The 15,504-nt window shown below is 67.9% G+C and carries 13 protein-coding genes; 4 read left to right on the forward strand and 9 right to left on the reverse strand.

Annotated elements, in window-relative coordinates:
• Positions 1–63 precede the first annotated feature (63 nt).
• Positions 64–1,002, forward strand: a complete 939-nt coding sequence (locus ACFQBT_RS17020) for a quinone oxidoreductase family protein (RefSeq protein WP_377824521.1) — start codon at positions 64–66, stop codon at positions 1,000–1,002.
• Between the two features lie 120 nt (positions 1,003–1,122).
• Here the strand turns inward: ACFQBT_RS17020 and ACFQBT_RS17025 are convergent, their stop codons facing one another.
• Complete coding sequence (locus ACFQBT_RS17025) at positions 1,123–2,655, reverse strand: AMP-binding protein (protein ID WP_377824523.1); 1,533 nt, start codon at positions 2,653–2,655, stop codon at positions 1,123–1,125.
• Positions 2,656–2,740: 85 nt separating this feature from the next.
• Between ACFQBT_RS17025 and ACFQBT_RS17030 the strand changes: the two genes are divergently transcribed.
• Positions 2,741–4,162 (forward strand): flavin-containing monooxygenase, encoded by a 1,422-nt coding sequence (locus ACFQBT_RS17030; protein ID WP_377824525.1) that lies wholly within the window; start codon positions 2,741–2,743, stop codon positions 4,160–4,162.
• A 49-nt stretch (positions 4,163–4,211) separates the two neighbouring features.
• Here the strand turns inward: ACFQBT_RS17030 and ACFQBT_RS17035 are convergent, their stop codons facing one another.
• The 4 genes from ACFQBT_RS17035 to ACFQBT_RS17050 are packed head-to-tail and all read right to left on the reverse strand — an operon-like array spanning position 4,212 to position 7,300.
• Positions 4,212–5,927, reverse strand: a complete 1,716-nt coding sequence (locus ACFQBT_RS17035) for an MFS transporter (protein WP_377824527.1) — start codon at positions 5,925–5,927, stop codon at positions 4,212–4,214.
• On the reverse strand, positions 5,875–6,573 hold the full coding sequence (locus ACFQBT_RS17040) for an LppX_LprAFG lipoprotein (protein WP_377824530.1): 699 nt from the start codon (positions 6,571–6,573) through the stop codon (positions 5,875–5,877). Before ACFQBT_RS17040 ends, ACFQBT_RS17035 begins: the two co-directional genes overlap by 53 nt.
• A 38-nt stretch (positions 6,574–6,611) precedes the next feature.
• Positions 6,612–7,004, reverse strand: a complete 393-nt coding sequence (locus tag ACFQBT_RS17045) for an LppX_LprAFG lipoprotein (protein ID WP_377824532.1) — start codon at positions 7,002–7,004, stop codon at positions 6,612–6,614.
• A complete protein-coding gene (locus ACFQBT_RS17050; RefSeq protein ID WP_377824534.1) occupies positions 6,971–7,300 on the reverse strand; it encodes a hypothetical protein in 330 nt (109 codons plus the stop codon). Before ACFQBT_RS17050 ends, ACFQBT_RS17045 begins: the two co-directional genes overlap by 34 nt.
• Before the next feature lie 58 nt (positions 7,301–7,358).
• On the opposite strand from ACFQBT_RS17050, the gene ACFQBT_RS17055 reads away from it, so the two are divergent.
• Entirely contained in the window at positions 7,359–8,195 is an 837-nt protein-coding gene (locus ACFQBT_RS17055) for an alpha/beta fold hydrolase (RefSeq protein ID WP_377824536.1), read from the forward strand.
• A gap of 99 nt (positions 8,196–8,294) precedes the next feature.
• On the opposite strand, the gene clpB is transcribed toward ACFQBT_RS17055, so the two are convergent.
• A complete protein-coding gene (clpB, locus tag ACFQBT_RS17060) occupies positions 8,295–10,886 on the reverse strand; it encodes an ATP-dependent chaperone ClpB (protein ID WP_377824538.1) in 2,592 nt (863 codons plus the stop codon).
• Between the two features lie 179 nt (positions 10,887–11,065).
• Here clpB and ACFQBT_RS17065 point away from each other — a divergent pair, with 179 nt between their 5' ends.
• Complete coding sequence (locus ACFQBT_RS17065) at positions 11,066–11,470, forward strand: PPOX class F420-dependent oxidoreductase (RefSeq protein WP_377824540.1); 405 nt, start codon at positions 11,066–11,068, stop codon at positions 11,468–11,470.
• Between the two features lie 43 nt (positions 11,471–11,513).
• On the opposite strand, the gene ACFQBT_RS17070 is transcribed toward ACFQBT_RS17065, so the two are convergent.
• Genes ACFQBT_RS17070 through ACFQBT_RS17080 form a run of 3 tightly spaced genes read right to left on the reverse strand, consistent with a single transcriptional unit; the run spans position 11,514 to position 15,449 of the window.
• Positions 11,514–12,257 (reverse strand): sulfite exporter TauE/SafE family protein, encoded by a 744-nt coding sequence (locus tag ACFQBT_RS17070; RefSeq protein ID WP_377824542.1) that lies wholly within the window; start codon positions 12,255–12,257, stop codon positions 11,514–11,516.
• Positions 12,254–12,517 (reverse strand): ribonuclease E inhibitor RraB, encoded by a 264-nt coding sequence (locus ACFQBT_RS17075; protein WP_377824544.1) that lies wholly within the window; start codon positions 12,515–12,517, stop codon positions 12,254–12,256. Before ACFQBT_RS17075 ends, ACFQBT_RS17070 begins: the two co-directional genes overlap by 4 nt.
• Before the next feature lie 22 nt (positions 12,518–12,539).
• A complete protein-coding gene (locus tag ACFQBT_RS17080) occupies positions 12,540–15,449 on the reverse strand; it encodes a hypothetical protein (protein ID WP_377824546.1) in 2,910 nt (969 codons plus the stop codon).
• Positions 15,450–15,504 lie beyond the last annotated feature (55 nt).

Below are 15,504 nucleotides of genomic sequence, written 5' to 3' on the forward strand. Positions count from 1 at the left end.
GTAGTGGACACAGTTGGTGTTACCAACTAGTTTAGTTCGTAAACCCAACTAAAGGGAGTCGCCATGCACGCCGCCGTCGTCACCTCGTTCGACCGTCCGCCGCAGTACGCCGAGTGGCCCGATCCCGTCGCCGGGCCGGGCGAGCTGGTGGTCGACGTCGTCGCGGCCGCGCTGCACCACCGGGTGCGTTCGCAGGCCGACGGCTCGCACTACACCAGCACAGGCGACCTGCCGATGGTGCCCGGCGTCGACGCCGTCGTCCGTGACGGCGACGGTCGCCTGCGCTACGCCTTACTGGGCGACACAGTGCTGGGCACGATGGCGCAGCGGACCGTCATCGAGCAGCGGAGCAGCGTAGTGCTGCCGGACGACGCCGATCCGGCCACCGTCGCGGCGGTGATGAACCCGGCCATGTCGTCCTGGGTGTCGCTGCGCCGGCGCATCGACTTCGAGCCCGGTATGTCCGTCCTCGTCGTCGGGGCGACCGGCAATTCCGGCCGGGTCGCGATCCAGGTGGCCAATCGCTTCGGCGCATCATCCGTGATCGCCGCGGGCCGCGATCAGTCGAAACTGGACGCATTGCGCCCCATCGGTGCCGACGCGACCTGCCTGGTCGATGACCTGTCCCCCGCCGCCGACGTCGACGTGGTGATCGACTATCTGTGGGGTGACATCGCCGGCCGGGGTATGGCGGAGCTGATCCGTCACCGCAAGGATCGCAGCGCGCCGCTGACCTGGATCCAGATCGGCTCGATGGCCGGAAGTTCCGCGGACATCCCGTCAGCTGCCCTCCGCGCCGGCCGGTTGACCGTCGTCGGCAGCGGAATCGGCTCGGTGCCCGGTCGCGACTACCTCGCCGAACTGCCCGAGATCGCCGCGGTGGCCGGCGACTTCGAAATCGAACCCCGCGTCGTGCCGCTGCACGACGTCGAAGCGGGCTGGCAGGAGCCGGTCGCCGCGAACGAACGGATCGTCTTCACCCCGCAGCAGGGACCCGCCTGACCAGCAGCGGCAATCTCGGGATTCCAGGCGGTCTCAGCCGGAGATTGCCGCTGCTGGCGAGATCTCCGGCGAGGTCGACACCCGGTAGATCCCGTCCGGTGTGACGATCGCGTAGCGCCGTCAGTTCACCTGCCGGGACTTACCCTCCCAGTACGGCTGCCGCAGCTTGAACTTCTGCAACTTGCCGGTCGCCGTACGGGCCAGCTCGTCGCGAAACTCGACCTTCTTCGGCAGCTTGTACCCCGCCAGCCGCGTCCGGCAGTGCGCGATCAGCTCCTCCTCGCTGACCTCGGACTCGAGAACGACCAGAGCCGTGACCATCTCACCCCACTTCTCGTCCGGGATCCCGATGACCGCCGCCTCACGGACCGCGGGGTGGGAGATGATCGCGTCCTCGACTTCGATCGAGGAGACGTTCTCGCCGCCGGAGATGATGACGTCCTTCTTGCGGTCGGCGATGGTCAGGTAGCCGTCCTCGAACGACCCGCCGTCGCCGGTGTGGAACCAGTTCTGCGCCTGCGCCTCGGCAGTCGCTCCGGGGTTGTCCCAGTAGGCGTCGAGGTTGTGGTTGCTCTGGGCCAGCACCTCACCGGTCTGATCGATCTTCACCCGTACGCCGAGTGCCGGAGCCCCGGCACGACCCAACTTCTTCGCCTGCTCGCTGGCGTCCAGATCGTCCCACTCGGCCCGCATCCGCGACATGGTCAGCAGCGGGGCGGTCTCGGTCAGGCCGTAGATCTGGATGAACTCCCAGCCCAGTTCTTCGCGCACCCGCTCGATGACCCGGGTGGGCGGCGGCGCGCCGGCCACCACGATGCGCGTCGTGTCTCGCCCCGGGATCGGACCGTCCCAGTCCCGGGCGGCGTCCAGGGCTGCGGTCACCACAGCGGGAGCGGCGCACATCAGCGTCACCCCGAATTTCTCGACCCGCCGGAGGATCTCGGCGCCGTCGACCTTGCGCAGCACGATGTGCTTGCCACCCAGCCCGGTGATCGCGTACGGCATCCCCCACCCGTTGGCGTGGAACATCGGCAGCGTGTGCAGGTAGACGTCGCGGTCGGTGACGCCGGCGTGCAGCGCGAAGACCGTGGCGTTCAGCCAGTTGTTGCGGTGGGTGAGTTGCACGCCTTTGGGGCGGGCCGTCGTACCCGAGGTGTAGTTGATCGTGGCGGTCGCGCGCTCGTCGCCCTCCCACGGCACCGGCGCGGACCCGGTGTCGCCCCAGATCTGCTCGTCGTCCCGGCCGAGGACGAAAACGTGCTCCGCCGTGATGTTCTCGATGATGGGCTCGAGTTCCGGGTCGATCATCACGATCTGCGAGCCACTGTGCTCGACGATGTACTCGACCTCGGCCACGGACAACCGGAAGTTCACCGGCACCAGAACCCGGCCCCAACCCGAGACCCCGAAGAACGAGGTGAGCATCCGGGCACTGTTCTGGGAGACGATCGCGACCCGGCCGCCGACGGGCACGCCGAGGCGGTCCAGGTTGGCCGCCTGGTTGCGCGCGAGTTGCCCCATCTGCGCATAGGTCAGTTCGCCGCCGCCGAACGGCGGTGCGGGCTGGTCGGGTTCGTCGACGACCGCCACACGGTCGGGGTACACCGTCACGGCACGATCGAGGAAATCACGGACAGTGAGCGGGAACTCCATCATCGCCTCCATGTGGGTTGGGTCACGTTCATTCTGCCCCGGGCACCTTCCCTGTGGGACCCGGGTCGGCAACTAACGTGGTGGCATGGCCGAAGTGGACGTCGTCGTCGTCGGAGCCGGGTTTGCCGGACTCGGGATGGCGATCGCCCTGCAGCAGGCCGGCCGCTCGTACGTCGTGCTCGAGCGGGCCAGCGACCTCGGCGGTGTCTGGCGGGACAACCGCTACCCCGGCGTTGCCGCCGACTCCCCGGCCCACCTGTATTCCTACTCGTTCGAGCCGAACCCGCTCTGGTCGCGAGCGCATGCCCCTGGCGATGAGATCCACGACTACCTCGCCTACTGCGCCGAGCACTACGGGGTGCTGCCGCAGATCCGCTTCGACACCACGGTGCAGGGCGCTCAGTTCACCGGGCAGGAGTGGTCCTGCTCGATCGTCACGGGCGACGGCGAGTTCGATGTGCTGACCGCACGACAGCTGATCCTGGCTGTCGGCCCGTACGGCGATCCGCACCTACCGCTGCTACCCGGACTCGAAAGCTTCGAGGGCGCCGTCATGCACACCAGCTCCTGGGATCCTGCGGTCCCCGTCGTCGGCGAGCACATCGCGGTCGTCGGAACCGGTTGTGCAGCAAGCCAACTCATCCCACAGCTGGTTGGCGATGCCGCCGCAGTGAGTGTCTTCCAGCAGCATGCCCCGTGGGTGCTGCCGCACCTGGACCCGGGGTACGCCGACGGGCTGGCCAACGCCTACGAGCACCGGCCGTGGTTGATGAAGGCCCACCGACTGAAGCTGAGGGCAACTGCCGAAGCCTCCGGGGTCGGCTACACCACCCGGCCGTCGTTGTTGCGTGCTCAGGAGAAGCTGGCCAGCACCTACCTGGCTCGGACCGTTTCCGATCCGGCGCTGCGCACGGTGCTCACCCCGAACGACCGGCTGGGCGACAACACCGTCGTGCACAGCAACGACTACCTGCCCGCACTGGCGAAGACCAGCGTTCGCGTTGTCACCTCACCCATCGAATCAGTCACCGGCACAGGAATATTCACGACCGACGGCCAGGAGCACCCGTGCGACGTGATCGTCCTGGCCACCGGCTTCGAGACGTACGGCGCGCTGCGGATGATCGACGTACGTGCGGGTGAGCATTCCCTCGGCCAAGCGTTCGCCGGCGCGGTGTCGTCGTACTTCGGCGTCGCGCTGCCCGGGCTGCCCAATCTGTTCCTGCTCGGCGGACCCAACACCCAAGTCCCGTGGACGTCCGTGATCCCGGTCTACGAAGCCCAGATCGACCTGATCTCAAGGGTTCTGGCAGAGGTGGACCGGCGCCACGTGAGCACCGCGCAGGTGCGCCCGCAGGTCATCCCGGCATTGCGCACGGAAATGGACAGGCGGTTGGAGCGCAGCGCCTTCGGACCGGGCGCGGTCAACAGGGTCTGGCCGTCGTCGGTCGCCGAGTACGAGCGGCGCGTCCGCAAAGCCAACCTGGTCGACTTCCAGTTCAGCTAGACCGATCGTCAGGAGACCGGTGTGATGCCGAGGTGACTGGCAGCGTCGCCTACAGGAACGGTGTCGCGTCCTCAGGCACCGCGATCTTCTCCCGGCCGAGGAACCAGCACACGCCGGCCGCGATCAACGCGAGCACGCCCGCGCCGAGGAAGACCGTCTGGCACTGCACGACACCCGCTTCGGCCAGTTGCCGCACTGATGGCTTGGCCATCGACTCGATCTCGGCATAGAACCGGTGCAACCCGATCGCCGTGAGCAGCGCCAGGCCCAGGACCATGCCGATCATCCGGCACACGACCACCAACGACGACACGACGCCGTGCGCTTCCTCGGTGGCATCCGCCAGAGCCGCGTCGTTGACCGGCGCGATCGCAGCACCGAATCCGAGACCGACCAGGATCAGCACGGGCCAGGACACCCACGACTCCAGCGAGCCGAAACCCCACGTGGACATGGAAATCAGGCCCAGGCCGGCCACCACCAGCCCGACGGAAGCGATCTGCGCCGGGCCGAAGCGGCGCAACAGGTAGCCACCGATCAGCGCACCGACCGGTACTGCGAACAGGAACCTCACCAGCACGAACGCCGCTTCGGTCTCGCCGCCGTCACTGGTCAGCCGGGCCAGCAACGGCACGTCGACGATGACCGCGACCAGCGAGGCGCCGACCAGCAGCGACGCGATCAGCGCCGGGATGACCCGGCCGACCACGGTGCCCTTGGTGATCAGCGGAACGGCGGCCGTCCGCTGGCGCAGGACGAAGAGCACGGCCGCGACCACGGCCACCGGCAGCAGCCACAAACCCATCGGGCCGACGACCTGCTTCTCCGGGTTGGTGGTGGAGAAGGTCAGCACGATGCAGCCGAGGAAGACCGCCATCAGCAGCGCGCCGATCAGATCGACCTGCCGCAGGATCGGCCACCAGTACCGCGCTGACAAGACGATCGCCAGGACGATCGCGATCGTTGCCCACACGCCGATCGGAGTGAACAGGCGGGCGGTGTGATCGCCGTACGGGACGAACGCGGCACCCCACCACTGGACCGATTGGGCGAGTACGTCGGGCGCGGCCAGCGCCAACCAGAACAGCACCCCGGCGACCAGACTCACCAGCCCGGTCAGCCAGCCCCACCACAGCGGCACCCTGCGGGTGCTGTCCGCCAGCGGCTGCGGACCGCCGATCGCGCGGATGGAGAGGGCAAGCACGACTCCGAGAATTGCGTTGACCCAGAAGATCATTCGCCAGTCGGCGATGACCAGGATCAGCGCACCGAGCAGCGGACCCAGCACCGAGCCCAACTCCTGGACGGCACCCACGATGCCCAGCGGCGTACCTCGTTTACCCCGCGGCCACAGGTCGGCGACCAAAGCCAGCGTGCCCGGCACCAGACCGCCGCCGCCGATGCCCTGCACGACCCGGCCGCCGATCAGGGTCGGCAGGTCGGTTGCGAGCGCGGTGATGCACGAGCCGATGACGAAGATGCCCAGGCACAGCAGCAGGATTCGCTGACGGGAGATCAGGTCGGACAACCGGCCGATCAGCGGCAGGACCGCCACGTAACCCAGCAGGAAGCCGGAAATGATCGGGGTGGCCTTCTGCAGCTCGTCGATCGAGAGGCCGACCCCGGACATCATGTCCGTGATCGCCAGGACGACGACGTAGGTGTCGGCTGCGGCCAGAGCGACGGCGATCGATGCCGCCGTCAGGAGTCCCTTAGGGCGCCTTGATGTCGACGGTCTGACCGTAGGAGTCGAAACTGACGTCATAGCTCGCATTCGCGTTGGGATAGAAGGGGCCGTTGATGGTCATCGTGAGCAACTGATTCGTGCTCTCGTCGACGCCGAAGGTGAAGTCGTATTTGCCGGTCGACGGGCCGATCGAGAAGACCGAGTGCACCTCGGCGGCCGAGATGCTGCCGCTGACCGTCTGCACGATGACCCTGCCGACCCGCTTCTCGTCGCCGAACTTCGCGTCGGTCACCTTGCCCAGCAACGAACCCAGTCCGTGCTCCTTGTCGAAGAAACTGGCCGGGTTGGGCACCTTGTACTTGGCCGGGTCGATCTTCTGTTCGCTGTCGAAGATCTGCGCCCACATATCGTCCTTGATGGCGACGACCGGCACCTGCAGCGCCGTCCCGTCGAACTGCAGGTTGACGTTGCCCTTCCACGCCGGGGTGGCCGGGGTGGCATCGCCTTTGGCACTCAGGACCGCGTTGGCGCTTTTCGGGATGTCCTTGCCGACCATGTCGACGTGTACGCCGCTCGTGGCGTTCATCGTGTCCCGCGCCTTGGCGAGCAGCTGGGTGGGCGTCTGCCCGGCGGCAGTGCCTTTCGGGGTGCCGCTGGACGTGCAGCCGGTCAGCCCGACGGCGGCCAGGACGACAACGCTGGAAAGAAGTGATCTACGACGCATGGTCCCGCAACCATACCCGCCAGTAGCTGTGATGCCGCTCACCCCATCTGCGGCGGCTGGATGCTGACCCGTTGGCCGTATTTGCTGAAGGTCACGTCGTAGCGGCAGGTCGTGTCGTCGAACATCGGGCCTGCGATCCGCAGGGTGATCAACCGGTTTGCGTCGTCGATGCCGAAGGTGAGGCCATAGCTGCCGCTGGTCGATCCCACCCCGAGAACCCGGCGAATCTCAGCCGCCGGAACACTGCCGGTCACCGTTTGCAGGATGGTGTCACCGCTGCGCCGGCTGTCCCCGATTGCCGGTTCCCGCACGCCCGCCAGCAGCGAACTGAGGCCGCTGACCCTGTCGAAATACCTGGCCGGGTTCGGCGACTTGTAATGGGCCGGGTCGATCTTGGTCATGTGGTCGTCCCACGGCAGCGTGGCCCACACGTCGTCCTTGATCGCGACGATCGGGATGAAGACGACGACCCCCTGGTCTGCAGTTTGATCCGGCCCTGCCAGGCCGGGGTCGGCGCACCGTCGCCCCGGGCGGCCAGCACCGCCGAGATGCCCTTGGGGATGTCGGCACCGACCATGTCGATATGGACGCCCTCGGTGGCATTGAGGTTGGCCCGCGCCGCCACGAGGAGGGCCTTCGGGTCGGCGGTGCTGCGCACGGCGGGGGTGGCCGAACTACATCCCGCCACCAGGGTCGCTGCTCCGAGGAGGAGGGTCCGGCGACGCATGCCGGGATCCTACCCACGAGTAGGGTGAGCTACGTCACTGATCCGGATAGGAGCACCGTTGCCCATCGACCTGCAGCCGATGTCCATCACCGCCGCCGACGGCGCCACCCTCGCGGCGTTCACCCGTGCCGCCGCCGATGGCGCGCCGACCGCCGTACTGGCGCACGGCTGGTGCCTGAGCCACCGCTCGTGGTTGCCGGTCATCGAGGCTCTCCCCTCGGCGTACGGGATCGTCGCCTACGACCAACGCGGGCACGGTGACTCCGAACTCGGGCACGGCTTCCTGCGCGGCACCGGCCACGAGACGCTGCGGCAGTTGGGCTCGGACCTGGAGTTCGTGATCTCCGAGGCGGTGCCCAGCGGCGACCTGATCCTCGGCGGGCACTCGATGGGCGGGATGACCGTCATGGCGTACGCCGGGGGTGGTGGTTCGCTGGGCCGGGTACGTCGCGTGGCGTTCGTCGCGACCGCCGCCGGCGGTCTGCGCGGGCTGGGGTTGCCGGCCGAGCAGCAGGTGTGGACGGCGTTGGCTCACGTGCCGTTCCGGATGGGACCGGCGACCCGGGCGGACCGGGTCGTACCGATGCTGTTCGCGCGCGATGCTCCCCAGCCGGCGATCGACGCGACCCTGGCCGACATCCGCCGGACGCGCACCGGGGTGATGGCCGGGTTCATCAAGGCCATCACCGAGCACGACGAGTACGCCGATCTGCCGGCTTTCGCGGACATCCCGACGACCGTGCTGGTCGGGTCGAAGGACAAGTTGACGCCGCCGGTGCTGGCGCAGCGGATCGTGGAGAAGCTGCCGTCGGCGTCGCTGGTGGAGCTGGACGGCAAGGGTCACATGCTGACCTACGAAGCGACCGACGACGTGGTGGCGGCCCTGACCCTCTGAACGGTCGGCACTGTCTCGGCACATGACACTGTCTCGGTCGTTTGCCAGGCAAACGACCGAGACAGTGCAGATTTCCGAGTGTGTGAAACGGGAACCGGGTCAGACCAGCGCGGCCTCCGGAGTCAGGACCAACCCGTCGCTGCCCTCGGGATGGTCGACCACGACGGTCTGCCCGTCGCGCACCTCACCGGACAGCAACTCCTTGGCCAACTGGTCGCCGACCTCCTTCTGCACCAACCGCTTCAGCGGCCGGGCGCCGTACGCCGGGTCGTAGCCCTCGTCGGCCAGCCACTGCCGTGCGGCGTCGGTCACCGACAAGGTGATCCGCCGGTCGGCGAGCCGCTTGCTGAACGAGGCGACCTGCAGGTCGACGATCGAGGCCAGCTCCTCCTTGCTCAGCGGATCGAAGATGACGATCTCGTCGAGCCGGTTGAGGAACTCGGGCTTGAAGGTCCCGCGGACAGTCGCCATGACACCTTCGTGCTGCGCCTCGCGGGTGAGCGTCGGATCGATCAGGAACTGCGAGCCGAGGTTGGAGGTCATCACCAGGATGACGTTGCGGAAGTCGACCGTGCGACCCTGCCCGTCGGTCAGGCGGCCGTCGTCGAGCACCTGCAACAGGATGTCGAAGGTCTCCGGGTGCGCCTTCTCGACCTCATCCAGCAGGACCACCGAGTAGGGCCGGCGACGGACCGCCTCGGTCAGCTGACCGCCCTCTTCATAGCCGACGTAGCCGGGCGGCGAACCGATCAGCCGAGCGACCGCGTGCCGCTCGGAGTACTCGGACATGTCGATGCGGACCATGGCCCGCTCGTCGTCGAACAGGAAGTCCGCCAGCGACTTGGCCAACTCGGTCTTACCGACACCGGTGGGGCCGAGGAAAAGGAACGATCCGGTCGGCCGGTCGGGGTCGGAAACCCCTGCCCGCGAACGACGTACGGCGTCAGAGACGGCTTGGACAGCCGCCTTCTGGCCGATCAGCCGCTGGCCCAGGACGTCTTCCATCTTCAGCAGCTTCTCGGTCTCACCCTCGAGCAGACGCCCTGCGGGGATTCCGGTCCAGGAGGAAATGACGTCGGCGATATCGTCCGCACCCACCTCGTCCTTGACCATCGGACCCTCACCGGAGGCACCCGCGGTCGAACCGCTGGCCTCCGCAGCCTGGGCCTCTTCGAGCTGCTTCTCCAACGCCGGCAGGTCGCCGAAGCGGATCTTCGACGCACCGCCGAGGTCGCCGTCGCGCTCGAGTTTCTCCATCTGCGTGCGCAATTCGTCGATCTGCGCCTTCAGCTCACCGACCTTGTTCAGACCGGCCTTCTCAGCTTCCCACCGTGCGTTGAGGGCAGCCAGCTGCTCCTCCTTGTCGGCGAGGTCCGCCTTCAGGCGCGCCAATCGCTCCTTGGAGGCGTCGTCGGTCTCGTTCTCCAGGTGCAACTGCTCCATCATCAACCGGTCGACGGCGCGACGCAGCTCGTCGATCTCGACCGGGGAGGAGTCGATCTCCATCCGCAGACGTGATGCGGCCTCGTCGATCAGGTCGATCGCCTTGTCCGGCAACTGTCGTGAGGTGATGTAGCGGTCCGACAGAGACGCAGCAGCGACCAGGGCCGAGTCGGCGATGGCCACCTTGTGGTGCGCCTCGTAGCGCTCCTTCAGCCCACGCAGGATCGCGATCGTGTCCTCCACGGACGGCTCGCCCACGTAGATCTGCTGGAACCGCCGCTCCAGAGCGGGGTCCTTCTCGATGTGCTCGCGGTACTCATCCAGCGTCGTCGCACCGACCAGGCGCAGCTCACCGCGGGCCAGCATCGGCTTGAGCATGTTGCCCGCGTCCATCGCGCTGTCACCGGTCGCGCCGGCTCCCACGACGGTGTGCAACTCGTCGATGAAGGTGATGACCTGACCGCCGGAGTTCTTGATCTCCTCCAGCACGGCCTTCAACCGCTCCTCGAACTCACCGCGGTACTTCGCACCAGCGACCATCGCGCCCAGGTCGAGGCTGATCAATCGCTTGCCGCGCAACGATTCCGGGACGTCGCCGGCCACGATCCGCTGGGCAAGACCTTCCACGACGGCGGTCTTGCCGACGCCTGGTTCACCGATCAGGACCGGGTTGTTCTTGGTCCGGCGGGACAGCACCTGCACCACACGACGAATCTCCTGGTCACGGCCGATGACCGGGTCGAGCTTGCCCTCCTGGGCCACGGCGGTCAGGTCGGTGCCGTATTTCTCCAGGGCGTCGAACGCACCCTCCGGGTCCTGCGTGGTGACCTTGGCGCCACCGCGGGTCTGCGGAATGGCGGCCGCCAGCGCGTCGGCGTTCAGGCCGTATCCGCCCGTGCGGGCCAGCGCCAGCAGCAGGTGGTCGGTCGAGGTGAACGTGTCACCCATCGCCGTCATCTCCTGGCGAGCGCGCTCGAGCACGTTGAGCAGCTCGCGGGTCATCGAGGGCTGGGCAACGGATGCGCCTGTGCTGCGGGGCAACTGGCCGATCAGGCGTTGCGCCTCGGAGATGACCGCAGAGGCCGAGGTGCCGGTTGCTTCCAGCAACGGAGCGGTCGTGGTGTCGGTCTGTTCAGCCAGCGCGAGCAACAAGTGGACGGGCTCGACCTGGGGGTTGCCCGCGGACGTCGCGTGCTGGACGGCGCCGCTGAGGGCCTCCTGGGCCTTGGTGGTCAATTGCAGATCCACGGTGATGATTCTCCTTCGAGTACGTCGATAAGTGCTGGTACGGCGGCACTCACCGGCCGACGTACGTCCTATCAAGTCCAACCTGCTCAAAGTTGAGTCTATTCCGCTCAACTCTGGATTTCTACGGCCCGCGCGCGCAGGCGCCCGGGCGGGCGGCAGGGGTTGGTTGACTGGTCCCTATGAGTGATCTGCTGGCCCTCGGTGACGTCCACTTCGTCCTGCTGACGACCTACCGCAAGAACGGCGAAGGTGTCGGAACCCCGGTCTGGATCGCTCGCGACGGCGACTCGCTGGTGGCCTTCACACCGAAAGGGACGGCCAAGCTCAAGCGACTGCGGCACACCTCGCGGGTCGGGCTCGTCGAGTGCGGGCGACAGGGGAAAGTGGCCGACGACGCCGTGCCTGTCCAGGCGACTGCTTCCATCGAGACCGACCCGGCCACCGTCGGCCACGTGGCGGCGTTGCTGAAGGCGAAGTACGGCCTGGAATACCGCTTGTTCATGGCCGTGGAGTCGGCCGTGTCCTTCGTCCGTCGTCAACCGAAGGCCGGCCGGGTCGCCATCCGGATCACGGCCGCACCCTGACGGTTCCCCCTTCCCCGCTTCTTCCAGGCTTGTGGATCGGGCATCACCGGGAGACCCACAGCCACATCGCGAGTCCGAACCCGGCCGCCGCGATCGTCCAGCGCAACAGATCGGCCGGCACTCGGCGTACGACGGGTGGCCCGGCATAGCCGCCGACCAGGGCTCCCGCCCCCATCACCAGGGCGGGCAGCCAGTGCACCGGGCCGCTGATCGCGAAGTAGACGGCTGCGACCAGGTTGGACAGCCCGAGCAGGAAGCTCTTCATGATGCTGGCCAGCACGATCGATTCGGACGTGAACAGCAGCATCGCGGCCAGGAACATCACGCCGGCACCCGCGCCGAAATAGCCGCCATAAACCGACACCGCGAGCAGCGTCACCGCAAAAGCACGCGGCGCATCGCCGCCTCGCGCCAGCGCCCGGATGCGCGGTTGCAGCAGCAGCGCCAGCGCCGCGAGCGCAACCAGGAACGGCACGATCGCGGCGAACGAATCCGCCGGTGCCACCAGCAGGATCACCGCCCCGATCAGGCCGCCAGCGATCGAGCACAGCGCCCAGACCACCAGTCGGCGACGGTGGTAGCTGAAGACGTCGCGCCCCGAATTGGCCAGCGCCCCCGCACCCACTCCGACAAGGGCGACGGTGTTGGTGACGTTCGCGGCGACCGGCGGCAGGCCGACCGCCAGCAGTGCTGGGTAAGAGACCAGTGAGGCGAGGCCGGTGACGAAGCCGACCAAGCCCGCGAAGAATCCTGCGGTCAGCAGCAGCAGGGCCTCGGGCAGGCTCACCGCAGATGCTGGTCCAGCCAGCCACCCTTCTCCGCCGCCGTCGCCTCGAAGCGCTCGACCAGGGCTTTGGCGACCGCGCTCGTCGGATCTTCGATGGTGTCGACGCGCACATAGACGGCCCAGTCGTGATCCTCGCTGTCGTCCTCCCCCGCCAGCGCCTCCCGGACGACGCGCACCTCGGCGAAGTCGTCGCTTCGAAGTTCCTCGGCCACGGCGTCGGCGTCGTCTCGCTCGGGGAAAACCAGGAGGTATTCGGTCATGCCCCCAGCCTGCCAGGCCCGTTCAGCCGGTGGCAGCGGTGTAATCGAACGGTTGCACCAGCGCTCCCAGCGCCAGACATCGGCCGCTCGAGCAGGCGAACGAACCCGAAGGAAGGGCAACGGGGGTCGACCAGAACTGGCCGTTCCAGATCGTCGCGGTCCCGGTAGCCCCCTCGGAATCGATGCACTCACTCGCGGACGCGCATTCCAGTGTCTGGGCCTGCAGACCCGTTCCGGCCAGACCGCCGGCGCGCTGCAGAGACCACTGCACCCCATCCCAGAGCAGGGATACGCCCTCACCCGTGGAGGCCAGACACCGCGACGTCGACGTGCAGGCCAGGCCGGTGATCGCGATCGACCCGTCGGTCCACGTGGACCCTGCGTCGCGCCACGTCGTGCCGTCGCCGATCTGGGTCGCGCCGCCGGCATCCACGCTCATGCACCAGTGCGTCGTCACGCAGGAAACCGCCACGGGCGCATCGCCAACGGCGCCGGCGGATGCCCAGGCCCCGCCGGTCGTGCGCTGGGAGGAGGAGCCGTCGACGACTGTGCAGGCGACATCGGGCGTGCACCACAGGTCTTGCGTGCGCACACCGGGCACAACCGACCAGACCTGGTCGAGCCACTGATGCAGCGCGCCATCGGAGGTCACCGCGAAGCACACTGCATCGCTCAGACAGTGCAGCGACCTGACAGTGTCACCAGAAGACAACGGCACAGCCGCCGCCACCGACCAGTGCTGCCCGTCCCACCGCCGGGCGTTGCCGAACAGATCGACGGCCATGCAGCCATCGACGTCCGGGCAATCGAGGAACGCCTCGCCGTACCACGCGGGCACCGGGCTGTCCGGCGTGCTCCAGCCCTGACCGCTCCACCGGTGCACTGCGCCGTCGGCAGTCAGAAGGGTGCACGTCCCCGTCCCGCAGTCGAGGCCTTCCAGGTCCACCGAACCGGGTTGGGGCACGGCGGTCCATCCGGACTCCGCGGTGACCGCTACCTGGGACCCTGAGAAGGCGGCACACTCGCCCGTCGGCGCACAGGAGACACGGGCATCGGTACGGGACGGGTCCGCGGGCAGGACTCCCGTCGCTGATCTGGTCCAGGTCCCGCTGTCCCAGCGCCACAGATCACCGAACCAGGTGACCGCCGCGCAGCCGTTGTCGGTGCAGGACAGGCTTTCGACACCGGGCGGATTCGGGGCGCTGCGGGCGACCCACGCCGTACCCGACCAGAGCACCTGATGGTCCGATCGGTCGACGGCCAGGCACGACGCACTCGACGCGCACGAGACGACCCCGCCGTTCAGTGAGCTCAACTGCGGGACCGGCTGCCACGACTTCAGGTCGGAGCTGACGTAGCCCCTGGAACCATCACTGAGGACACAGAAGGTCGTGCTCGGGCACTGCAGGATGACCGAAGACCCCACCACGAGGTTGCTGACCACGCTCCAACTGCTGCCGTCCCACCGGAACTGCTGATCGGGGGATGAGGCAACGCAGAAGTCAACCGAGGTGCAACTCAATGCCCGCAGCCGCTGGGCGGGCAGCGCTGTCCGACGCCAACTGCCGTCGGCTTGGGAGAACCACACCGCGCCGGCCATATCCAGCAGCGCACAATCTCCGCTGCCGAAGCACCGGACGGTTCCAGGCTCCTGCGTCGCGCTGGGCGCGGTGGGCGCGTCGGTCCGGATCGCGGCTGCTGGCGCAAGGAGGTAGCCGGAGACGTCGACGATCACTTGTGCGTTGGACCGGCCGAATCCGTCGATGAGTGCCTTCCCGTCGAGACCGGCGGCGACCACCGCGGCATTGCTGGAGGTGTGACGCGGCTGGAAATTGACCATCGAGGTCGGGGGCTGATGGCCACGCTGCTCGAACGAGACCAGACCTGCCGGCTCTGCCACGACGGATCCACTGTTAGCTGCGCCGAGGCCGACGACCGTGAGCGTGAGGAACGCCCCGGCCGCACTCGCGGGACCACCCAGAGCGAACTGGGGACCGCCGTCGAGTGATGATTGCGGCGCTGAAGGGGTCCGTTGGTCGTAGATCCGGTGCGGTGTCACCGCGACGAAATTGCTGCCGCTCGACACCCAGCCGGAGACGTCGATCACGACGTCGGTACGACCGGAGGAGTAGATGTCGACCGTGCCACCGGTGCCCGGCTTGGCGATCACCGACGCCGACTCGGTCTGTCCCACAGCAGTGTTCAGGTTCGACACGGTCGGCCGAGCCACGCCGTGCGGAGAGACGCTGACGTAACCCGCGCCGGAGGATCGTGTGCCGACCACGGTGAGCACGACCGCTTCGACCCCGGTTGTGGGCACACCGGCGACGCCGGTCACCCGCAGCGCGCGCGTACCGCCGGCCTCGATCGCAGCGCTGCTTCGGGTATCGAGCAGCCGGACAGGTGCCACCGGGTGGTAGCCGGCACTGCCCTGCGGTGTGTAACCCTGCACGTCCACGACGAGATCCACGGCGGCGGAGGATGTGATCGTGACCCGGCCGGTCGTCGACGGCGCCACGTACACCAGACCCGGCGTCGTACGTGCCCGCATGTAGTTCACGTTCGAGGTCTTCGCCCGTGCGGTACCGGCCGCCTGCACGACCAGATAACCGTCCGCGGTGGGGTTCACGGCGGTCACGTTCAGGATGACGTTCTGCGCGCCGGCCGGCACCCCGGAGACTCCCCCGACGGTGATGGTGATCGAACCGCCTGCCGGCACGCGGCCTGTGCGCACACCCCTACCGGAGCGGGTGTCCACCACGCGGGCCGGGTTGATCGGCACGAACGCGGTCGTCGCCGAGGTGGTCGGCGTCGCAGTGGCGACCTGCCCTGCCGGAAGCAGCGCTGCCGACGCGTTGACCGGGAACCCGACGAGGCCGGCCACCGCGATCAGGACGGCCGCGAACCATGCGCCATGACGTGACCACCTCATGTGGGTCCCTTCCCCTCGACCGGCGAACGCTATCCGACGCGTGTGCGCCACCGGG

The sequence above is a fragment of the Branchiibius cervicis genome (assembly GCF_042661605.1).
In the GTDB taxonomy this organism is placed as follows: Bacteria; Actinomycetota; Actinomycetes; order Actinomycetales; family Dermatophilaceae; genus Branchiibius; species Branchiibius cervicis.